This is a genomic window from uncultured Metabacillus sp. (genome assembly GCF_947503125.1).
Lineage (GTDB): Bacteria > Bacillota > Bacilli > Bacillales > Bacillaceae > Metabacillus.
On the sequence record NZ_CANNCR010000015.1, the window covers coordinates 44705 to 64593 of the forward strand.

The 19889-nt window shown below is 34.4% G+C and carries 28 protein-coding genes; 7 read left to right on the forward strand and 21 right to left on the reverse strand.

From position 1 onward, the window contains the following. Positions 1-3: 3 nt before the first annotated feature. Together Q1B07_RS12345 and deoD are read right to left on the reverse strand one after the other, a co-directional pair. The gene (locus Q1B07_RS12345) at positions 4-837 is read right to left on the reverse strand and encodes a D-alanyl-D-alanine carboxypeptidase family protein (protein ID WP_299093467.1); all 834 of its coding nucleotides are present in this window, start codon (positions 835-837) and stop codon (positions 4-6) included. A 330-nt stretch (positions 838-1167) separates the two neighbouring features. Next, positions 1168-1869 (reverse strand): purine-nucleoside phosphorylase, encoded by a 702-nt coding sequence (gene deoD, locus Q1B07_RS12350; RefSeq protein WP_299093465.1) that lies wholly within the window; start codon positions 1867-1869, stop codon positions 1168-1170. A 183-nt stretch (positions 1870-2052) separates the two neighbouring features. Here deoD and Q1B07_RS12355 point away from each other — a divergent pair, with 183 nt between their 5' ends. Both Q1B07_RS12355 and Q1B07_RS12360 read left to right on the forward strand, forming a co-directional pair. Next, a complete protein-coding gene (locus Q1B07_RS12355; protein ID WP_299093464.1) occupies positions 2053-2193 on the forward strand; it encodes a hypothetical protein in 141 nt (46 codons plus the stop codon). 5 nt (positions 2194-2198) lie between these two features. Beyond that, complete coding sequence (locus Q1B07_RS12360) at positions 2199-2339, forward strand: hypothetical protein (RefSeq protein WP_299093462.1); 141 nt, start codon at positions 2199-2201, stop codon at positions 2337-2339. Positions 2340-2478: 139 nt separating this feature from the next. On the opposite strand, the gene Q1B07_RS12365 is transcribed toward Q1B07_RS12360, so the two are convergent. From Q1B07_RS12365 to Q1B07_RS12385, 5 genes are all read right to left on the reverse strand, one after another. Then, entirely contained in the window at positions 2479-3105 is a 627-nt protein-coding gene (locus Q1B07_RS12365) for a phosphatase PAP2 family protein (protein WP_299093460.1), read from the reverse strand. Positions 3106-3268: 163 nt separating this feature from the next. Continuing rightward, positions 3269-4033, reverse strand: coding sequence for a MerR family transcriptional regulator (locus Q1B07_RS12370; protein ID WP_299093458.1), 765 nt, complete (start codon positions 4031-4033; stop codon positions 3269-3271). A 130-nt stretch (positions 4034-4163) separates the two neighbouring features. After that, positions 4164-4778, reverse strand: coding sequence for a PH domain-containing protein (locus Q1B07_RS12375; protein ID WP_299093456.1), 615 nt, complete (start codon positions 4776-4778; stop codon positions 4164-4166). A 47-nt stretch (positions 4779-4825) separates the two neighbouring features. Next, positions 4826-5596: a sporulation protein gene (locus tag Q1B07_RS12380; RefSeq protein ID WP_299093454.1), complete on the reverse strand. Its 771-nt coding sequence runs from the start codon at positions 5594-5596 to the stop codon at positions 4826-4828. A gap of 16 nt (positions 5597-5612) precedes the next feature. Further along, positions 5613-6407, reverse strand: a complete 795-nt coding sequence (locus Q1B07_RS12385; RefSeq protein ID WP_299832845.1) for a protein kinase — start codon at positions 6405-6407, stop codon at positions 5613-5615. A gap of 322 nt (positions 6408-6729) precedes the next feature. On the opposite strand from Q1B07_RS12385, the gene Q1B07_RS12390 reads away from it, so the two are divergent. After that, on the forward strand, positions 6730-7875 hold the full coding sequence (locus Q1B07_RS12390; RefSeq protein WP_299093122.1) for a DUF2515 family protein: 1146 nt from the start codon (positions 6730-6732) through the stop codon (positions 7873-7875). 72 nt (positions 7876-7947) lie between these two features. On the opposite strand, the gene Q1B07_RS12395 is transcribed toward Q1B07_RS12390, so the two are convergent. Next, positions 7948-8130 (reverse strand): YozD family protein, encoded by a 183-nt coding sequence (locus Q1B07_RS12395; RefSeq protein WP_299093124.1) that lies wholly within the window; start codon positions 8128-8130, stop codon positions 7948-7950. A 290-nt stretch (positions 8131-8420) separates the two neighbouring features. Here Q1B07_RS12395 and Q1B07_RS12400 point away from each other — a divergent pair, with 290 nt between their 5' ends. Continuing rightward, positions 8421-8609 carry a hypothetical protein gene (locus Q1B07_RS12400; RefSeq protein ID WP_299093126.1) on the forward strand — a complete coding sequence of 63 codons (189 nt, stop codon included), beginning with the start codon at positions 8421-8423 and terminating at the stop codon, positions 8607-8609. Positions 8610-8626: 17 nt separating this feature from the next. On the opposite strand, the gene Q1B07_RS12405 is transcribed toward Q1B07_RS12400, so the two are convergent. From Q1B07_RS12405 to msrB, 6 genes are all read right to left on the reverse strand, one after another. Then, a complete protein-coding gene (locus tag Q1B07_RS12405; protein WP_299093128.1) occupies positions 8627-9289 on the reverse strand; it encodes a hypothetical protein in 663 nt (220 codons plus the stop codon). 226 nt (positions 9290-9515) lie between these two features. Continuing rightward, the gene (locus tag Q1B07_RS12410; RefSeq protein ID WP_299093129.1) at positions 9516-9743 is read right to left on the reverse strand and encodes a YozE family protein; all 228 of its coding nucleotides are present in this window, start codon (positions 9741-9743) and stop codon (positions 9516-9518) included. Between the two features lie 76 nt (positions 9744-9819). Further along, on the reverse strand, positions 9820-10803 hold the full coding sequence (bioB, locus tag Q1B07_RS12415) for a biotin synthase BioB (RefSeq protein ID WP_299093130.1): 984 nt from the start codon (positions 10801-10803) through the stop codon (positions 9820-9822). Positions 10804-10935: 132 nt separating this feature from the next. Then, positions 10936-11052 carry a YjcZ family sporulation protein gene (locus Q1B07_RS12420; protein ID WP_299093131.1) on the reverse strand — a complete coding sequence of 39 codons (117 nt, stop codon included), beginning with the start codon at positions 11050-11052 and terminating at the stop codon, positions 10936-10938. Positions 11053-11204: 152 nt separating this feature from the next. Then, a complete protein-coding gene (locus Q1B07_RS12425) occupies positions 11205-11582 on the reverse strand; it encodes a VOC family protein (protein WP_299093132.1) in 378 nt (125 codons plus the stop codon). A gap of 56 nt (positions 11583-11638) precedes the next feature. After that, positions 11639-12607 (reverse strand): peptide-methionine (R)-S-oxide reductase MsrB, encoded by a 969-nt coding sequence (gene msrB, locus Q1B07_RS12430; RefSeq protein ID WP_299093133.1) that lies wholly within the window; start codon positions 12605-12607, stop codon positions 11639-11641. A gap of 239 nt (positions 12608-12846) precedes the next feature. On the opposite strand from msrB, the gene Q1B07_RS12435 reads away from it, so the two are divergent. Both Q1B07_RS12435 and Q1B07_RS12440 read left to right on the forward strand, forming a co-directional pair. Next, positions 12847-13269, forward strand: a complete 423-nt coding sequence (locus tag Q1B07_RS12435) for a MarR family transcriptional regulator (protein WP_299093134.1) — start codon at positions 12847-12849, stop codon at positions 13267-13269. Between the two features lie 129 nt (positions 13270-13398). After that, positions 13399-13644 carry a DNA alkylation repair protein gene (locus tag Q1B07_RS12440; protein ID WP_299093135.1) on the forward strand — a complete coding sequence of 82 codons (246 nt, stop codon included), beginning with the start codon at positions 13399-13401 and terminating at the stop codon, positions 13642-13644. Between the two features lie 55 nt (positions 13645-13699). Here Q1B07_RS12440 and Q1B07_RS12445 read toward each other — a convergent pair whose 3' ends face one another. Further along, positions 13700-13831 carry a hypothetical protein gene (locus tag Q1B07_RS12445; protein WP_299093136.1) on the reverse strand — a complete coding sequence of 44 codons (132 nt, stop codon included), beginning with the start codon at positions 13829-13831 and terminating at the stop codon, positions 13700-13702. 305 nt (positions 13832-14136) lie between these two features. Between Q1B07_RS12445 and Q1B07_RS12450 the strand changes: the two genes are divergently transcribed. Continuing rightward, entirely contained in the window at positions 14137-14331 is a 195-nt protein-coding gene (locus Q1B07_RS12450) for a hypothetical protein (RefSeq protein ID WP_299093137.1), read from the forward strand. 71 nt (positions 14332-14402) lie between these two features. Here Q1B07_RS12450 and ypmT read toward each other — a convergent pair whose 3' ends face one another. The 6 genes from ypmT to Q1B07_RS12480 form a co-directional block, all read right to left on the reverse strand. Continuing rightward, positions 14403-14597 carry a protein YpmT gene (gene ypmT / locus Q1B07_RS12455; protein WP_299093139.1) on the reverse strand — a complete coding sequence of 65 codons (195 nt, stop codon included), beginning with the start codon at positions 14595-14597 and terminating at the stop codon, positions 14403-14405. A 111-nt stretch (positions 14598-14708) separates the two neighbouring features. Then, the gene (locus tag Q1B07_RS12460; RefSeq protein ID WP_299093141.1) at positions 14709-15827 is read right to left on the reverse strand and encodes a trypsin-like peptidase domain-containing protein; all 1119 of its coding nucleotides are present in this window, start codon (positions 15825-15827) and stop codon (positions 14709-14711) included. Positions 15828-15830: 3 nt separating this feature from the next. Beyond that, positions 15831-16991, reverse strand: coding sequence for an FxLYD domain-containing protein (locus tag Q1B07_RS12465; protein ID WP_299093142.1), 1161 nt, complete (start codon positions 16989-16991; stop codon positions 15831-15833). A 280-nt stretch (positions 16992-17271) separates the two neighbouring features. Further along, positions 17272-17850: a YpmS family protein gene (locus tag Q1B07_RS12470; RefSeq protein WP_299093144.1), complete on the reverse strand. Its 579-nt coding sequence runs from the start codon at positions 17848-17850 to the stop codon at positions 17272-17274. Between the two features lie 7 nt (positions 17851-17857). After that, on the reverse strand, positions 17858-18664 hold the full coding sequence (locus Q1B07_RS12475; RefSeq protein ID WP_299093146.1) for an SGNH/GDSL hydrolase family protein: 807 nt from the start codon (positions 18662-18664) through the stop codon (positions 17858-17860). A gap of 180 nt (positions 18665-18844) precedes the next feature. Continuing rightward, entirely contained in the window at positions 18845-19390 is a 546-nt protein-coding gene (locus tag Q1B07_RS12480; protein ID WP_299093206.1) for an SCO family protein, read from the reverse strand. Positions 19391-19889: the final 499 nt, after the last annotated feature.

A 19889-nucleotide genomic window follows, 5' to 3' on the forward strand; every position in this document is an offset into this window, starting at 1 on the left:
AAATCAAATCTTTTTCACCTTTTCGAAATATTCTTCTAACGTAAGATCATTCTCATAGATGACTGACGCCTTTTCCTTTCCAACATAACGTATATGCCATGGTTCATATTGATAACCGGTAATTGACTCTTTCCCTTTAGGATAACGGATAATAAAGCCTGCTTTGTGAGCATTTTCTTTCACCCATTTTCCCTCTTTAGTTTCACCAAATTCTTCTGTTATTTCGAAGTTAACACTTCTGCTTGATACATCCATTGCCAACCCGGTTTGATGCTCACTCTGACCGGGTAAAGCCACAGCCTGCAACGCCTTTTCTTCACCTTTATTTTCTTTTTCAACATTAAAGATCCCCTGCTGTCTTGAATAAGATCTAAATCCAGATACAGCAAGCAATTCAATTCCATCTTGTTCAGCAAGAACGAATAATTCTTCTAATGCCTTTGCCGCTTCTTCTCTCAAATAACGCTGAGGTACATCTGCGTCACCAAAGGAAAATTCTACATTAGGAACAACTAAGTCAGCTGGCTCATATGATTCAAGTAAACTGAACTCTTTATTTACCATGACGAGAATGTTTGTTGGATTTTCAATAATTTTATTCCCATTTGCTTGTTTTACAACATTAAAATATTGTGACTCTAATAAGAAATCTTCATTTATTTGCTCTTCAATTTGTTCAATATTTTGCTCAATATTGTTTTTTTGTCCAGATTGTTTAATATCCTGCCCCTCATGTTCTCCGCTAAAAGAAATTCCTTTAGGTAATGAAAAACTCATACACGCAGTTAATGTTACACTAAGCAGCAAAATAATGGCTATTTTTACATAAACATACATTTTATCACCCTATCTACGATCAATAACATTCATATTTTATCATTAATTGTCACCCGAAATAAATGATTATAAGCTCCTACTCTCATCCTTCCCTTTATACCCAGAGATACAAACGTACTTTTTGCTCCAGTTAGTAAAATTATATAGACAAATTTCGCATTTATGCAAGGCTTAAATATGTGCGTACCTAGCATATTTGAAAAACTTTGCTTATCGCAAAGTCCTAATGGCGAAAGCCTTAGTCATCTATAAAATCTTATACTTTCCGATAGTACAAAAAAACGAGTGCTTAGCGCACACGTTTTTTAATCAAACATTTTTTAAAATACTTTATTTTTTAGTAGCATCGAGAGCAACTAGAATCATGTCATTAAAGGTTGTTTGCCGTTCTTCTGAAGTTGTTTCCTCGCCAGTTAAAATATGATCACTAACTGTTAAAACAGAAAGTGCTTTTCGATTAAATTTTGCTGCTAATGTGTATAAAGCTGCTGTTTCCATTTCAATGGCTAAGATCCCATATCGAGCCCATTTTTCTAATTCTGCGTTATCATTATAAAACATATCTGCAGTAAACACATTTCCAACCTTTAAGTTTAGACCTTTCTCAATCCCAGTTTCATATGCCTTCTTAAGAAGCTGAAAATTAGCCGTTGGTGCATAATCAACCCCGCCAAAAGTTAATCGATTCATTTGTGAGTCTGTTGAAGCACTCATCGCCAAGATGACATCCCGAACCTTTACGTCTTTTTGAATTGCACCACATGTTCCTACACGGATCAGCTCTTGGACGCCGTAACTGTTCATTAATTCATTTATGTAAATTGAAATCGATGGCACGCCCATACCTGTTCCTTGGACAGAAATACGCTCCCCTTTATATGTGCCAGTAAAACCCAGCATTCCCCTTACTTCATTATAACAAGTCACATTCTCTAAAAATGTTTCTGCGATATATTTAGCACGTAGTGGATCTCCAGGGAGCAAAACTTTTTCAGCAATTTCATTTTCTTTTGCACCAATATGAACACTCACTATAGATTCCCTCCTATTAAGGTAACAGTAAAAGTCACCTTACTATACCATAAGTTATAAACGAATAACATTTTTTCTCATTCAACTTATTAACTATTTATTATTCTAAGCATTATTTGTCAGCTTTATAAGAAAAATAAACGGTTAACATAAAAATGCAAATCATTTTATGGAGGGATCATTTTGAAAAAGAAATTAGCACAAGCTGTTGAATATGCAAATGAAACAAACCCTGGGTCACGTAATGGGGGCCACCCTCATGAATCAAAAAAAGGACAAAAACAAAGAACTCACAATACAAATAAAACAAATGAAATGAGGTAACAGTGATGGGGAAAAAACATCGGAATCGAAATACGCCTAAAAAGAATAATCATATCCCTCCTGAAGTTACAGCAGCAGAAGAGAATGCACACGCAAAGGAGCATACCTCTGCAAAGAGAAAAAATGGACCTGGTCATCATTTATAAACAAACAAGACCAATGTCTCAAAAGGGTCTGACCCCTACAAAGGTAGTGTTAGACCCTTTTTTTTAAAACGGCTGCTCATACTCATTGGATTCTATTTAGTTGTTTTCAACCTTTTGGATAAAGCTAATAATACTGCTTCTAAATGCTTCTATTATTTTCGAACTTCTTACTTATTTTATCAAATACTGTTGTAACGAAAATAAACCAAGCAATTCCAGCACTAAATCCTGCAATAACATCTGTCAGAAAATGAACACCTAAGTAAATTCTGCTAATACCGATTAAAGCAATTAAGAGCATGGTGGAGATTATTATCGCTTGCTTTTGATTTTTTTTGTGAATGAAACGTGTGATCAGTAAATAACAAATAAAGCTGTATATAGCCGCAGAATTCATAGAATGTCCGCTCGGAAAGCTAAAATGTGATGCTTCATAAACAGCATTGAAGTTTGGTCGCTCCCTGCTGAAAATTTCCTTTAAATGGTAATTTAAAAATCTAACACTAAACAACAAAGCTAATAGAAAAAGGGCATCTAATACCTTTCGCTTCAGAATAAAAAAAGCCGCTAAAGCTGCAGATACGGGCAAATAAAATTTTATCGAGCCAATTTCTGAAATAATTAAAAAGAAATCGGTCATAAAGGGAAGCCGTATTTTTTCAAAGATCAGTGTTACATTTTCATCTAAACCCGTTATCATTTTGAGGGGATAAGCAGCAGCACACGCTATAAACAACAGAAGTGTTAAAAGGAACCATTTTCTCATGTTCGTTCCCCCTTCATCATAAAAGTAGCAAGAACTGACGTGTCCAAGTTAGGACTAGCACTTACAAATCATTGTATATCATTTATAGTCGTCAGTCATCTTTCTAAAAATTTAAAAAAACGACTGGCTTTATAAAAACCAATCGTTTTTTGCTCGAGTAAATTTAGTTTTTCATCCCTTTGTAGATCAAGATAGCATCTCTTAAGAATTCAGCTGAGCCAGGTTGTTTTTTATCATAGTATGCGGTAAATCTCTCATCATCTACATACATTTGTGCAAGACCTGCATGAGCTTCTTTTGAGTACTCCCCCCAATAGAAAGTTAACCATTTTCGATGGAGGTCTGCCGCCTTTTGCGCAAGCTCGCCTGCAGGATCACCTGTGTGGAAAGCTTCGTTTAGGATTTTAAGCACCTCTTCACCAAGCTGCTCAGCCTCGGCATACTGCTCTTTTGTCATGTTTTTAAATTTCTGGTTACTTTTATCAACCTGTTCATCCCCATATTTGGCACGAATTTCTTCTCCGTATTTTTCTTCATTTTCTTCTATCAGTTTTTGTTTAAATCCCTCAAATTTTTCATTATCAGACATCATAATTCTCCCTTCTGCTTCAGCTAATGTTTTATCAACATTAGCAATCAGCCTTTCGATTTGTTCCTGTTTTGCCAGAAGCTGTTGGCGATGTTCTTTTAGTGCTTTTGACCGATCAAAGGAAGGAGAAGATACTATTTGTTTAATTGTGTCTAAGCTTACCCCTAATTCTCGATAAAAAAGAATCTGCTGCAATTGATCAACCTCTGATCTTCCGTACAAGCGATACCCTGATGAGTTGATTCTTGCCGGCTTAAGAATCCCAATTTCATCATAATAACGGAGTGTCCTTGTACTGCAGCCTGCTAATCTTGCTAGTTTTTGCACTGTGTATTCCATCCTTTCACCTCCTGACAACTTCACTATACACCTTTACGTAACGTCAAGGTAAATAGGTATTTTTAAATTATTTTTACACAAAAAAACTGAAGGATCATACCCCTCCAGTTCTTACTATTATTATTCAATTTTAGTTATTAATATATTTTTCAAATACTTCCCCAAAATCCTTCTCATGGTATTGTTCGCGGGCTGTCGAAAGCCAATTAAAGCCAAATTCTGTTAATCCCTTATATGTATCAGCAAGACTGTTATCGTCCGTTCTTGAGTTTTGCAGAACAGCTACTGCTTTGTCTAAGCTTTGTGATGCCATTGTCAGCATAATCTCATTTTCATAGGAGATTTCTGAAATACGCAGTAATGCTTTGTAAAGATCCTTCAATTGCTCAATTTGATCTTTACGCACATCAATGTCCATTCTTTCGTTGCCTATTAAGAATTTTATTTCTACATCCATGTCAATTTTTCCAGCTGTTTCAAGGAGGACTCCAGAAATCTTGTGTTGAGAATAAGGATAACGCTTAAGTGTTCTCTTTGATGAAGCTGCACTGGTTCCATCTACGTGAATGATGGCAAGGTTTGTAAAACAATATTCATCAGATTTCGTTTTGATTAAAAAATAAATCTTTTCATTATCTTCGTGCATCACATAATCATCAGCATCTGTTTTATCATAATCAGATGGGTGTATGATCGTACCTATATCTGATAATCCTAATGCATCAGCAGCAATTTTTTTAAACATCTTTCATCCCGCTCCCTTTAAAATAAATTGTATTTTCTCTTTTACTATTAACCATGCTTCTTTAAAATATCTATAAATGTAGCTTTTAGTGTCGGCATTTCATGTTTATTTAGTGAAAAACGAATGATCGATTCATCCATGTCTAATGCTTCTGAGAATAAACCTGCCAAACCTTTTGAACGGCGATCAACCTCGATAATAATTTCAAGTTTTTCTTCGTTAAGTGGAAAGAAGATCAACTCAACTTCATCAAATTTCTCATAATATTGACCTGAGTTAGGAATGAACTCAAATTCTTGGATAAAGGGCAGCCTTTTACGAATTTTATAAGAAGCTTCCTCATTTTTTACTTTCCTTAATGTAAATCCAAGCTCTGAAAACACCTTTAATGCTTCATCCATCATGTCATGCGGCAAAATTTCTAACATATCACGGTCACTTGGATCGACTGAACCTTTTATATCCACCCCGGTTTGCACCCATACTTTTGAAGCACCGGCACTAATCGGAGTATCAAGCGGAACTTCTAATTTAAACGGAATCGTTTTGGTTTCACCAGGCATGATGACAAAAGGCTCGTTAAGCTTAATAGTTGAGATGACAGCCTGTTTATGAACAACTTTGTCATCATCTTCTTTTTCATAAGTCGTATTTATTGTTAAATAGACTTCATCAACCTTTTGCTCAATGTTTCCTCCTTTAATTTCAACAATGCCATCAACCTCTTCACCAGCTTTAATAGATGATTGAGCAAGTTTAGTATCGACTTTTGCCGACCCTATACCTACACTGGCTAAAATTTTGTTAAAAAGTGACATATCTCTTTTCCTCCCATTAAATACATGGTGTAACATCTTTTAAAAGCGATGAAATATCTTGATATGGTTCATCTAATTGCAGCATTTTCCGCAATATTTTTTTTGTTGAATATGAAATTTGCAATTCTTCTTCCCAGCTTTGCTGTTTCTTAGATGTTGGTACATAAGAGGAGTAAAGCAAAAACAATAAAAAATGTCCTAAAGCATAGAAGTCACTTTTAAAGGCAACTTCTCGAAATAATCGCTTTTCTAGATGGTTTAAATTTTCTTTATTGTCATTAGTTTTCTCATCAATTTTTCTGGCAAGACCAAAATCGATGATATAGTACTCTTCTTCATTTTTTAATATGTTTGGGATTCTTAAATCCCGATGAACATAGCCGTTCTCATGGATATATTTGACTAATTTTAATATTTCGTACAGCTCTTTTAAAGCAGCTGATTCTGAATAAAATCGATTTTCTTGAAAAATAAGTTCCTCGAACGTTTTTCCTTTTTTATATTCCATCACGATAAATTGTTTTTGATTTTCCTCAAATTGTTCGGAAAAGGCCGGAAAAGCAGAGTGGTTTAGGTTCATTAATATATTTGCCTCACGTCTAAATGCTTCACGGCCTGCTGCCTCGAGCGTTTTATATCTACGTAATTGTTTTAAGACATAGGTTGAACCAAGATCATCTTTAACTAGATACGTAAACCCATAACTGCCTTTCCCTAACATATCGATAATTGTGTATTTACCGCCAATCCTGTCAGCTGCCTTAAAAGGAGTTTCACATAATTCAATTAATTTTGAATAAATTTTCTTCATTAACTGCTATATGAGCTAAAGAAACCACTTGATTTATGCTTTTTCTTATAATACTGATGACCATATTTTGATGGATGGTAACCGCTCTTACGACGTTTAAAATCGCTTGAACTATAATGGCGGTGATGAGAATGCTTATTGGAGGAGACAATTGATTTAATGATTTTTTTTAACATACATAATCCCTCTTTTCATATTTTATAAAAATATATACGACATAAAAGAACAAAGGTTTCACTTTTTCATACAATAATACATCCATTATAACCTAAAGTGATGATAAAATTATTAATTCCTCTTTACAAAAGGATGAATCATATGTATGGAATGGCAAAACTATTTAACTTGCAACAAAAAAAAAACGAATGAAGCCTCCTCTATTTCAGAGGATGTACGTCATAAGCTTTACAATGATCTGTATGAAACTTTAACACATCCTTCACCAATCATAACAAACCAAAACGAGCGGAAATTAATATGGTACATTCAAAGAGAGACGAAGAAACATAATGTTAATAATATAACTCGTACAAAAGCATATCTCCAATTCTTTAACAGACATAAAGAAATTCATTGGGCCTTGCTTGCACATATGGTTTCCCGTAATGGAGGATATAATATGACTGACTTAAAGAGCTCATTAATTGGTCGCTTATTAGCTGATAAAGAAAAGGAAAAATTATTCCATTTTTTAGAACGGGCAAATGCCTTAATTTTTCAAGATGCTTATCCTCAGCTGCTACTTTATGAAATAAGTAAAAGGGAGAACACCTCTCTCTTTCACTTGCTGCCAGCGTTACGTATAACAAAATTTATGATTCCAGTATGGGAACATTTCCTTTTATCATCTAATTCACAATTATTAACTTTAGCGTTAATCACAAATGAACAGCAATATGTAGAAAAACATTTGATCAATTTTACAATAACAAAAGAAATTTTTAAGACATTCACATATGTTATGCAAGAAAAACTGGGATTAACCCATGTTATTTTTCCATATAAACGTTATCCCTTTTTAAGAAATTATTCATTAGCCGGCATTGAGGTCCGTGATTTTTCTTCAGTACAAGAACGAATTAAGATTGGGAAACAACTCTATTCCATTTTGTTCTCAAAACTTTGTTTTGATTCCATCGTGCATTTTGCGAACCATGTTAGCCATACTGCTTCTAGAAGCGACTATTGGCCGCATTTTTTTTCGAAACAACTCCAGGATAATCGGATAATTTATAGTCCCTCACTAGTTGACGCATGGGATAATGTCTCACATCATTTTTCTCATCATCTTGATTGGTTTACTGACATCACTCTGATTAAAGGTTTTGAAAGAGGCATGATTGTTGAGAATGGAGATCTTACAAAAGAAGTAAAACATGATCTTCACATGTTAGCAGCATTAGGAAAACTGACACCCATTCAATTCCCCGAAAAAAAAAAAGAGATAACTAGTATCTCAAGTAAATAGTAAAAATTACTTCTGGTTGTGGCTGACGGTTGCAATCTTTTTTTAATGTTCAGCCCCAAATGTCAGCAATTATTAATCTTCCATCTCAAAATCTAAATCCTCATCAATAATGCATTTTTTTAGAAGGTAATCGAATGTAATATCTGCTAATTCTTCCAGTTCATCTTCTCCTGGAACATACCCTCTTTTTGTGAGCTCATTGTAAAAGAACTCAGCAATCTCCTCTGTATCAATTACCACTTCAATTTCCTTCACAATATCGCCCCCCTCTTATTGTTTATGTCCACTGAAAAGGACATATGTCTTTAAAATAAAAATTTTCACCTAAAGGGTCATGTTAGACCAGTCATCCTTAAGGGTTAAAGTCGTTTTCAAACTAACTGTTTACTAAACAAATGCCTGCGACTGAATCAATAGGAAAGTTTTACATTACCTGAACAAAAATGAGAACCTCAAGTGTTAAATAGAGGAATAAAGAAATAACTTGAACATATAAATAGTTTTAGATGGACAAGCTCTTACATTACTTTACGTGGGGTGACGAAATGTTAAACGCAATGAATCAAAAAGAAATAATCAGGAAAGAAGAAAAATCTGCTAATAAAATCCTTCAATTTATAGATGGACCGGGATATGAAAAGCTATTGCAATTAATGATTAAAGGATTATTTTCAGGGATTCTATTTTTCTGTATACCTTACTTTTTTTATCTTTTATTAATATCTTTGTTTTAAACTCCATCTCCTTTTTTTCAATAGTTACGTAGCCTTTTCAAGATATAATCCATCATTTCTTTATATTCTGGATCATTGAACAGTTCATATAAAGCCTTATAATCATTGTAAATATCCAATAATTCATCAATCAGTTTGTTTCGTTTCTGCAGCTCTTTTGAAGCTTCCTTTTCACCTTTTTTATGTTGATTTATCATCATAACGGAAAAAGGGCCTTTCTCTCCAATTGTATTATTAAGATGAAGTTGCTGAATGAATGATTCTGCTTCTTGGTTACCTACCATTAAGCTCATCTCATCTTCTGTTGCTTCCAGCCATGCACCATCTGAGATTCTAGTTAATTCATATGTTAATTCTTCCCATCCATCGTCGGCATATCTCCATACCTCTGTTCGAATGCCAACGATTCGGAATAATGTACTTCCATAACCTTTTACAATGACAATATCCCCAATTTGATAGAGAATTTCTATTCTAATCTGCTCCGTTTCAATCACTGTCCCATCATAGTCCGAAAATAATTGCAGAGCATTTTCAAAGAATAAGATGTCACTGTGATTTACTTCATAAACAAAATGCTGGTCAACCTTATGAAGCTTTGTAATTGTCCCAACCGTTCCATACATAATAATCACGACAATATCCCCAATATTAAATTTTGGCCTGTTTGTATTTTTCACTATCCATCTCTCCTTTGTCGTGATTATGAAAGATATGATAGTATATGCTGTTTTTCATATTTCGTCATGGGCTGCATTTAGAATGAAACAGCTTCCACTCAGTAAGGGAGTGTCATTTATTCCCCTAAAAAACGCTGGTTTATCTAGATGTCATTATTGACTAGATGAACCAGCTTTGAGTATACAAAGGGCTATATAATTGCTTTAGACCAAATTATTTTATGTACTAAAGTTGTTTTAGAATCTCATTTTGATAACGCTCCCACGCTTCATCAAATATCGACATACTTGTTAGATAGTGTCCATTCATTTCTAAGTATGAACTTACCTCATCATAGCTTTCAGAATTTTTTGGAAAACTGTGGTCTTGATATGCTTCATTCGCAAATTTTGAAAGCTCGTCCTTTGGCTTAGGATGTCGATATTTCATTAAATAATGATAAAAAGATTTCATTACTCATTCCCCCAGCAATAAGATTTTTCTATTATAGCTTGTTAAGGAATGGAATGAAACCTTAAAGCCTGTCATTTTACTTACTATGTACGAGAAAATCTATTTCAAACCCTAAATCTTCAAGCATTTTATGGTCATCGGTACTTTCCTGTCCTTTTGTTGTTAAGTAATCACCTACAAATATTGAATTAGCCGCATATAATCCGAGGGGCTGTAATGACCTTAGATTCACCTCTCGACCACCTGAAATTCTAATTTCTTTTGTTGGATTGACATAGCGGAATAAGGCCAAAACTTTTAAACAATATCTTGGGTTTAATTCATTTGTACCCTCTAAAGGGGTCCCATCAATGGCATGCAAAAAGTTTACTGGTATAGAGTCTGCATCTAATTCTCTTAAAAGATATGCCATATTCACGACATCATTTAGAGATTCACGCATTCCGATAATAACACCAGAACATGGGGATATCCCGCTCATTTTGACTGTTTCAATCGTATTTATTCGATCATCATATGTATGGCTTGTTGTAATTGCAGAATGATGGCTTCGTGAGGTGTTTATATTATGATTATATCTGTCAACCCCTGCCTCCTTTAGCCTGTTTGCTTGGTCGGGTTGTAAGATTCCTAAGCAAGCACATACTTTTAGCCCATATTTTGCTTTAATTTCCTTTACTGCATCTGCCACATGATCCACTTCCTTATTTGACGGACCTCTTCCGCTTGCAACAATACAATATGTTCCCACATTTAGGTGGTGGGCCTGTTGGGCACCTTTTAATATTGTCTCTTTATCTAGCATTCTATATTTTTCAATTGGCGCTGTTGACACAACAGATTGTGAGCAATATCCGCAATTTTCTGGACATAACCCTGATTTTGTATTCATGATCATGTTTAGCTTAACTTTTTTTCCATAAAAGTATTTTCTAATTTTAAAAGCTCCGTTTAACAGCAGTAATAAATCATCGTCAGAACATTGCAGGATTGCCATTGCCTCCATTTCATTTATTCTTTTTCCTTCAATGACTTCTTCAGCTAATTTTTCCCAATTCATCTACATTCCCCCATTATTGTATTAAAATTATGGTAATGGAAGAAAAGATCCTTTGTCAACTTATTTATTATTTCGGTTAACATTTATGACAAATAAAGAGCTCACATATGGAGCTCTTCAACTTTTGACTTTTTATACGTATGCCGCACCAACGATAATTAATAAGATGAAAAGAACTACGATTAAAACAAAGCTATTTCCATACCCATATTGTCCGTAAGGATATCCATGATCATAGTAGCAATGCATTTCTTTCACTCCTCATATACCTAAATTAGAATTCACATTACTTTATGTCATGGGTGGGTTGTATGGTATGTGCATTCGCCCATTTTAAGTAAATTAAAAAGGGCTGCTTCTGTAAGTATAGAAACAACCCTATTAAGACAACTTTTTCGTTTTTACTTCTCAAAAAACTCGATCCATTCTTGATCAGGTCCTCTAAAAAAGATGTATTTTGCGCCGTTTGGAAGAGTGGTAATTTCTTTATTAATCCATTCAACCCCTGCACTATCAAGTCTTTTTTGTTCATCCTCAATATGATCAACTCTAAATGCGACATGATGAACCTTACCTTCGTCCGGAAGATCAGGATTATACCCTTCAATAAATTCAACAATAATTTCTCCATTTACTCCTAAAAATGCAAGATCCTTATCGCCATCAGTATGCATAAATCGATCGATTAACTCAAGCCCAACGACTTCCTGATAAAATTGAATTGATTTTTCTATATTAGCAACTTGAATACCGACATGTTCAAAACCCAAAACCGCCATCTTATCATCTCCCATCATTTTAAGCTCTTTTTTTATCTATCAATAAAGAGTCCTTCTTACCTCTCTACCTGAAATAAAGAAACATATTTTCCATATCCCTCTTTTTCTAGATCTTCCTTCGGTATAAACTTTAATGCTGCTGAATTAATGCAGTAACGGAGCCCATTAGGTCCTGGTCCATCATTAAACACATGTCCTAAATGAGAATCTGCTGTTTTACTTCTAACTTCTGTTCGAACCATCCCATGTGAGGTATCAAGTTTTTCAACTACTTCGAATTCTTGAATTGGTTTTGTAAAGCTTGGCCACCCACAGCCTGAGTCATATTTATCCTTTGAGCTGAATAACGGCTTTCCTGAGACAATGTCAACATAGATCCCTTCCCCTTTATGATTCCAAAACTCATTATGGAAAGGGGGCTCAGTACCATTATTTTGAGTTACCTCATATTGCATTGGTGTTAAAGATTCTCTTAATTTCTTCTGATCTTTGCCTTTCCAATGCTGCTCAATGAATTTGTCTCTTCCAGAGCCTGTTCGGTATTGCTTATACCTTATTGTATTTTTTTTATAAAAATCTTGATGATAATCTTCTGCCGGATAAAACGGCTTTGCTTTAAGTATTTTCGTTACAACCGGCTTTGAAAAACGCCCGCTTGCTTCTAATTCCTGTTTTGATTCCTCAGCCAACTTTTTCTGTTCTGGAGAATGATAAAAAATCGCTGTTTTGTACGATTCTCCGCGATCAAAAAATTGACCGCCCGCATCTGTAGGGTCAATTTGCTGCCAGAATAATTGTAATAGTTTTTCGTATGGGAAGAGATCAGGCTGAAAGGTAATTTGGACAGCCTCAAGATGACCAGTTGTATTAGAGCAAACTTCCTCATAAGTAGGATTTTCTTTATCACCGCCTGTATAACCGGATATCACACTTACAATCCCTGGCAGCTCATCAAAGGGCTGCACCATACACCAAAAGCATCCCCCTGCAAATGTTGCAAGTTCAAGCTTATCACTATTCATCATTGTGAAATGCCCCCTTCTTTTACTCATTGTCCTTATTATATAGCAAGATATAAAACGGATGGAAGTAAACTGTTTGATTAGATTATAGTGCGATTTATCAGATGTTCACGGTGAGTTCGTAAAACTACCCGTATAAATGAAGGAAATCAACTTTGTAAAACGTAAATACAACTTGACACATCTAAAATCATTCCTTAGTCTAAAAAAAAGAATATTTTGTAGGTTCGGAGGAAATAAGCTTGAAAAGTCGTCAAGATAAAATGTATGAAATGGAAGCACTTATGCGCCTTGTATACAGAAAATTACGTCAGGATATGAATCTTGTTTATGAAAACGAAATGTCAAGAAATGAATTTTTTATATTAAAAACCCTTTACGAACAAGGGTCCAAAAAATCATCTGATTTATCAAAAATGTTAAATGTTTCTGCTTCCCACATTACAGCAGTAACTGATTCTTTAATTGAAAAAAACTGGATTCAGCGCGTCCGCTCTGTTCAAGATAGAAGAATTGTCGATCTTCACTTAACTGATGAAGGAAAAATTACTTTGGAATTATTTGAAAAAAAGAAAACGGACTTTTTATTAGAAAAATTTAATGACTTTAATGACCAAGACATCGAGAACTTTATTACCTTATTTAATAAATTATTGAAGGCGTAATAGGTATACAAAAACTAATAACGATAGCTGCTGCCATATTAGGGGTTTTGACAGTCGCTATCGTTTTTATACATATTTTCCGCGATTATACACATGCTAGTTTGTAAAATACTAGGAGGTGTAATAAATATGCCGGCTCCATACTTATGCCCAAACTGCAAAACAAATCGTTCACGATTCAATATAATTGAACAACATGTTAAATCAGTAAAATTAAATCCGCAAACAGGAGACATTGTGGAGGAATTGGAGCAAGGAACACTGGACCCCTTTCATGTAACTTATAAAGGGCCAGAATACAGAATTCAATGCGGTGTATGCGGTCTTATTGAGGATGAGCTTTCATTTATAAAAAGAGCTCAACTTAATCAATAAGGACAAGAGAAAGTGGCAGCTCTTTTCTCATTAGAGAAGCCACTCTCTTTTTTGTTTATTCACTATTTTGAGTTGAATTAAAAAACAATTGTTTATCACTTTTTTCATTTTGTTTCATTATCGGCTTTTTCTCTTTTCCCATCTTTCCATCAGACTCGTAACTGAAGTTAGCGATCTTTTTAGTCAAAACAACCCCTCCTAGAAAAGTGTTACCTTCATTTTTTCCAGCTCATAGAAAAATATGTTTCGAAATTTTTTATATTGCTACCTATGACTACTGACTGATTATAAGCGATAGTAACAACCATTTTACCTACTTTTACAATAATTTACTGTAAATAGTATTAACAAATTTTAACTTTATTTAAAGTTTTTAAAGAGTATGTACAGATTTTGTAAAAACCGTATACTTCCTGAAAATTTCAATTATTATTAGATTGAGCCAGCTGGTTCAAAAAAGATTACTCATTCGTTACATGGGAGGAAAAAACAATGAAAAAAAGCTTATTATTAAAAGTCGGAGCATCATTACTTGCTGTATTTTTAATGGCTGCATGTAACAACACAGAGGAAACTGATACTGAAAACACAAACACAGAAGAAACTGAAGAAGGCGCTGAAACTGAGGAAGGAACAGAAACTGAAGAAGGCGCTGAAACTGAGACAACAGAAGAAGAAGCTCAATAATAATTATACTTAATATCAAAAATGGGCTATCTCAACATAAAGGTCATACCTTCTTTGAGACAGCCCGTTCTTCAACCATTGTTTTTTTGTTTCTCATCCTTCATATGCCATAAATAGATAGCAATACTTAAAAATAGTGTACTATATCCAATATTCAAATATACTTCATCCATATTTTCTGCTACAAATTGCTGATAAGCAAATCCGCCAAAAATGATTGAAATTAAGATCGCTACCATCCCGAATAATACAAACTTATTTTTCATTAAGAATCCCCCTATCATTATTTATATGCCAAAAGTGTCTTTATTTGATTAGTATGAACTGCAAAAAACAATCACTATTCACATAAGATGAAAATGAAACAAATAATCAATCTATTTTTTCTCTGCTATTATTTTAGCTTGATCATTTTCATAAGCTACTTCATAGTTCATCTTATAGGTTTTCGTCACTTGTTCTTTGCCATTTTGCTCTTTTGCCGTTAAGGTTGTTTTAACAATAATGTGATTTTCCTTCATCTCTGTCTTAAGATCCATAATACTTATTGAAATAGTATTCAAATATCGTCTGCGAAATGTATCATAATCCATATTTGTTTGCCATTTGCTCCCTAACAACGAGTATGCTGTAACAAAATCACGATAATGGATACTTTCAATAAAATAGGTTACTAAGTAATCGGCTGTATCTTGCATTTCATTTTCATCTATTTCAGTTGAAACGTCAACCGTTGATGAAGCTGGAAGATTTTTCATCGGGGTTTCAGACCAGCTATTAACGAGCGGTAAGACCGAACTTATTGGAATGCTAAACCCAATGCTTCCTTGCTCAATACGAGCGGAATTTATTCCAACCACCATCCCCGTTTTACGGTCTATTAATGGACCGCCGCTATTGCCTGGAGCGATCGGGGCTGAAATTTGATAGACATTTTCATATACATATGGTTCTACATGTAATTCTCTGTCAGTCCCGCTGATAATTCCGGTAGTCACTGTATTTTGGAAACCAAGGGGACTGCCTAAAGCCAATATTTCATCACCAATTTCAAGCTTTAAACCCGGTGATAATAGCAGGGGATCCGTTTCTTTTAAACCATCCACACGTACAACCGCAACATCTGTTTCTGTGCTCATCCCAATTACTTTTCCTACAAACCCTTTTGCATCTGTCGTTCTAATTTTTACAGTCTTTGCACCATTAATGACATGAGCATTTGTAATGATATCGCCTTTGTTATTATATAAAAAACCTGACCCCACAGATCCGTCATCTAATTCCACCATAACAACCTTTTTCTGAGCCTCACGAATAATTTCCTTTAAATCAGGAATTGCTTGTTCATTTTCCAAAAAATCATCATTCTTTAGAAGCAAGGATTCGCTAAATACCTGTTTAGCCATTTTATCTTTTATATATAAAACACCGATACCGCCACATATCCATATAAAAGCCGACAGACAAATACTAATTACTAAAAGCTTTTTATTCATAAATTATCCTTTCTTCTCTTCTAGCAGCCAGGATATGTTCGTTATTTCTACTTTCGCATTTTCTTTTACAGAATATGTGACATGCTCAAAATCACCTGATTGACCAGGTTCTAGTTTATTCGGAAAGACATTTGTTTTACCAGACTCCAGCTTTTTCCCATTTTCGTCCAAAACGTTAAATTCAATCACGATCGAATGAACGGTCTCGGTTCCACTATTTTTCACCTTTCCATTTATATACGCATCACCGTATTTATCAACATTTACTTTACTTGTTGTTAATTGAACTGCTTTCGTCAGATTTCGTTCTTCTTCCTTTTTAGCAGCAAGCATTGCTTTTTCGATTCGCTCCTGCTCCGCTTTTTCAAAAGATGTTTTTTCAGCAATGACTCTCTCTTTTAACGATAATAGCTTTTCATTGTTAACCACATATTCAAGTGCTTCCTCAATTACTCTTACAGCTTGATTAAAATGCTTGTCCTCTAGACGTTTCTCAGCCTCTGTAGCACTAATCGTCACCATCTTCGTATAAATTTGCTGTTTTAACTCAGATGCTTCTGAAAGCTCTAATGTATATAAGGTAGACAATTTAGCAGCAAGTTCATCAATTGTCGTAAGTTTATTTATTTCCTCTTTTATTTCGCCTACCGTAACACTTGTTTCAACTTGTTGAATATCCTGTGAAAGACTAATAAATAACGGTGATTGATTACTTTGATCAACCTGGTTCTTTAATACATTAATTTCGCTTTTAGCAGCAGCAAATTGTTCATTCATTATTTTCTTTTCTACTGCATCTAGTTCTTCTTTTAGCTCTTTTATTACAAGAATCATTTCTTTATCCTGTATTAATATTTCGTAATCATTACGATATGAGAGGCCGTTTTCGATATAGCGTAACGCTTTATCGAACTCTCCTGCTAAAGCTGCTTCCTCTCCTTTTTCTTGAAAGGCGATCACCTTCGCATTTACTTTCATTTCATATAGTTTCGTAGTATAAAGAATTATAATGACAAGAATAAAACTTAGTAATGGTAGGAGATATTGTAGTCTTTTTAATTTTTTCGCTTTTGGATCATCCGGTTTGCTGAGCGGTTTTCCACAATGATAACAGTAATTAGCATTGGCTTCGATACGATTGGCCCCACAGTTTGTACAAAACATAAAAAACCCTCCTCTTTTCTGTGGTAAAAGGGATGGAGCACCTTATCTAGTAAAAGCATATAGACAAGTTAAGAAAATGATCATACTTTTAGAGTGACAACTTCTGTTTACCCGCCTATTCAAAAGAATAACCACCATGCATTGGCTTATTTTTAAGTATACATGTTTTACCAGAGTCATTCTAGGCTGAACATAGAGGGTATTTCGAATCATTTATGATCATGTGTATTTGTAACTAGTTTTAACTACCGCTAGGGCCAACATCAATTATGTTAGCCCTTTAAGGCAATGGCACTAACAGTTGAAAGGTAATATCGTCCTCTTTTAAATTAAAGCTTTCTGCACGGGCGCTCAGGCCATTTTTTAACGTTAACTGATCTAGATTAATATCTATTATTTTTTTCCCTGAGTCAATCACCACATAGTCAGGGAGGTCATAATTTGTGTTCATATATTTTAATACATATGAAACAGGCAATTTTAACCTGCCAATTGAAAGTTCTTTGACAAACAACTGCATATTCCCGTCAGGTTTAACGATCGGTTCGAGAATTAATGCCATATTTATATCTTTATTAAATGCATTTATTACTCCATACACATTGACATTTTCTTTTAGTTCTACGCGATATTGTAAGTTCTCTTGATCTGTCTCTTCTTCTAAGTAATGATTAATTAAATCTGTTAACGATTTTTTGTCAGTACTTATTAAAAAAGGCACCGCTATCTCTTCTTTATCAGCATGATTTACTTTTTCAGATGGCTTTTGACTAGGAATAAATAATAAAGACGTGATCAAAAGAACGAACAATAAATTTATAACAAGTAAGATAAAAAACGATAATTTCCATTTATTCATAGGATACTCACTCTTTTCCGCCAATTAAATCTTGGTCAAGACCCTCAATCTTTAATGTATTATACACTCTATCTGCTATTAAGGAATACCCGATTTCGTTTGGATGAAACTCGTCTTTATAAAGCAGCCTTTCATCCGATTCTGTTGAAAATATTTGTTCAACAGAAACAAAGACAGCCCTATCATCATTTTTCATGATTTCCTGTGTGGTTGTATTCCATTCTTTTATAATTGTATCGATTTCCGGTAACTGTGGCAGCATATATTTAAAAGGATTATATAGGCCTACATAAATTATCAATGCTGAAGAATTTAGTTTGCGTAAAGAAGTGTAAATATCCTTAAATCTACTTTCATAGTTTTTTTGTTCTTTTCGAAAAGGTTCAAAATCAAGAGAAAAAATATTATTTCGAACAACTTTCATTATATCATTTCCACCAATTGTCATTAGGATTATATTTGCATCTTTTATACTTGCAATCACTTTTTCGTCCTTAAGCTTGCGGCGAAGATCGCTTGTTTTATGCCCTCTTACACCATAATTTTCTATTGATACCTCTTTAATATCATCCTGTTGTTCTAATTTTTTCGTTACCATCCCAACATAGCCGCCGCTATTTGATTCATCCCCTACTCCTTTCGTTAACGAATCCCCAATCCCAACTACTTTTATCGTCTTAGGAATGAACTCTTCAGCAGGTTGCGCTTTCGTTGTTAGGGAAGATGGTTTCGATTCCAACTTCGCGCTTTGTTCAGACACACAACTTGTTAAAAACAAACAGATCAAACATAGTGTAATAAGTTTTCGAATCATGCGATCACCTTGGTTTTTAGTCTAGGGACCAATTATATCATTATATGAAGTTTTAAGGCTGTCTCAAATGGGTCTGACACTCCAGCAAACACAAATATATGGAATTCCAACCACTTAGATTTCTATATATTGTGTTAAAAGGATTTAATCCATTGGTTATGTAATAGCCTCAATTGATTTTTATTTTGTCAGTAATGCTTTCATATCCTCTATGATTTGATCATATGGAGGATTTTCAACTCCACTATAATCCTTCATAACGATTCCATTTTGATCAATTAAATAAAAGCTTGTTCCGTGGAGAACTTGATCGGAATTCGACGGTTTTTGAACAATGGTTTTAAAGCTTTCCATGGCGAAATCCTCAATTTCCTTTTGTGAGTAACCAGTTAAAAAGCTCCAATTATCAAATGTGATGGAATAAGGTGATGCAAACTCTTTCAATTTATTAGGTGTATCCGTTTCTGGGTCCACACTGAAAGAGATAATCTTTGCATTTAAATCTTCTGCTTTCATTCGATTTTGAATTTCTTTCATATGTGCAGTCATTGGCGGACAAACCGTTTCACAACTGGTAAAAATAAAGTTGGCGATCCAAACTTCCCCTTTTAAACTCTCTAATGAAACTTTTTGTCCATCCTGATTTTTGTATGAAAATGACTGCACCTCATAATTTAAAGGATCTTTTATTGGAGACTCACTTCCACATGCTGAGATCATCACCATGACAATAGCTGAAATGGCAAATACAAGACATTGTTTTATTTTCTTCAATTGATCTTCACCCTTCACTTTTCATTACCTTGTAAAAGTGTACCAAATTAACTTCCTTAATAAAAGGTGAAGCATGTGAAGATTTTATGTCATAACTGCGATTACCCCTCACCACCTTGTTATAAATTTGTGATGTTAAATTATATGTTATGAATATCCAGTTATTTCAAAACTTGGCTGGTTTTATGTAGGACAAATCTTGAAAGACTCTTAGGTAGGCAAACAAAAAATGAAGAAGCCGCCTCAAAAAGGGGGAGCTTCTTTTGAGGCGGCTTGAATTCTTTTTCTCTGCATAATAAATAAATCCATCGTATCTGGGCCAGTATATGTTTGAAATTAAAGGGGGTTATACAATATTCGAAAAAAGGGGCTGTCTCAAAGGATCTTCCCTCCAAATGACACCATAGACTAACCTAGCAGGAAGTCCTTTAATGCAAACGGTGTTCCAGTG

Excerpts from the sequence above, each read along its gene's own strand:
- Q1B07_RS12470 (WP_299093144.1), bottom strand. The coding sequence starts at position 17,850 with ATGAATAAATGGAAATTATCGTTTTTTATCTTACTTGTTATAAATTTA.
- Q1B07_RS12390 (WP_299093122.1), top strand. The coding sequence starts at position 6,730 with ATGGAATGGCAAAACTATTTAACTTGCAACAAAAAAAAAACGAATGAA.
- Q1B07_RS12465 (WP_299093142.1), bottom strand. The coding sequence starts at position 16,991 with ATGTTTTGTACAAACTGTGGGGCCAATCGTATCGAAGCCAATGCTAAT.
- Q1B07_RS12365 (WP_299093460.1), bottom strand. The coding sequence starts at position 3,105 with ATGAGAAAATGGTTCCTTTTAACACTTCTGTTGTTTATAGCGTGTGCT.
- Q1B07_RS12400 (WP_299093126.1), top strand. The coding sequence starts at position 8,421 with ATGTTAAACGCAATGAATCAAAAAGAAATAATCAGGAAAGAAGAAAAA.
- Q1B07_RS12410 (WP_299093129.1), bottom strand. The coding sequence starts at position 9,743 with ATGAAATCTTTTTATCATTATTTAATGAAATATCGACATCCTAAGCCA.
- Q1B07_RS12385 (WP_299832845.1), bottom strand. The coding sequence starts at position 6,407 with ATGAAGAAAATTTATTCAAAATTAATTGAATTATGTGAAACTCCTTTT.
- Q1B07_RS12475 (WP_299093146.1), bottom strand. The coding sequence starts at position 18,664 with ATGATTCGAAAACTTATTACACTATGTTTGATCTGTTTGTTTTTAACA.
- Q1B07_RS12425 (WP_299093132.1), bottom strand. The coding sequence starts at position 11,582 with ATGGCGGTTTTGGGTTTTGAACATGTCGGTATTCAAGTTGCTAATATA.
- Q1B07_RS12380 (WP_299093454.1), bottom strand. The coding sequence starts at position 5,596 with ATGTCACTTTTTAACAAAATTTTAGCCAGTGTAGGTATAGGGTCGGCA.
- Q1B07_RS12450 (WP_299093137.1), top strand. The coding sequence starts at position 14,137 with ATGAAAAAAAGCTTATTATTAAAAGTCGGAGCATCATTACTTGCTGTA.
- Q1B07_RS12480 (WP_299093206.1), bottom strand. The coding sequence starts at position 19,390 with ATGGTGATGATCTCAGCATGTGGAAGTGAGTCTCCAATAAAAGATCCT.
- ypmT (WP_299093139.1), bottom strand. The coding sequence starts at position 14,597 with ATGAAAAATAAGTTTGTATTATTCGGGATGGTAGCGATCTTAATTTCA.
- Q1B07_RS12370 (WP_299093458.1), bottom strand. The coding sequence starts at position 4,033 with ATGGAATACACAGTGCAAAAACTAGCAAGATTAGCAGGCTGCAGTACA.
- Q1B07_RS12375 (WP_299093456.1), bottom strand. The coding sequence starts at position 4,778 with ATGTTTAAAAAAATTGCTGCTGATGCATTAGGATTATCAGATATAGGT.
- msrB (WP_299093133.1), bottom strand. The coding sequence starts at position 12,607 with ATGATGAATAGTGATAAGCTTGAACTTGCAACATTTGCAGGGGGATGC.
- Q1B07_RS12460 (WP_299093141.1), bottom strand. The coding sequence starts at position 15,827 with ATGAATAAAAAGCTTTTAGTAATTAGTATTTGTCTGTCGGCTTTTATA.
- Q1B07_RS12420 (WP_299093131.1), bottom strand. The coding sequence starts at position 11,052 with ATGCATTGCTACTATGATCATGGATATCCTTACGGACAATATGGGTAT.
- bioB (WP_299093130.1), bottom strand. The coding sequence starts at position 10,803 with ATGAATTGGGAAAAATTAGCTGAAGAAGTCATTGAAGGAAAAAGAATA.
- Q1B07_RS12360 (WP_299093462.1), top strand. The coding sequence starts at position 2,199 with ATGGGGAAAAAACATCGGAATCGAAATACGCCTAAAAAGAATAATCAT.
- Q1B07_RS12345 (WP_299093467.1), bottom strand. The coding sequence starts at position 837 with ATGTATGTTTATGTAAAAATAGCCATTATTTTGCTGCTTAGTGTAACA.
- Q1B07_RS12440 (WP_299093135.1), top strand. The coding sequence starts at position 13,399 with ATGCCGGCTCCATACTTATGCCCAAACTGCAAAACAAATCGTTCACGA.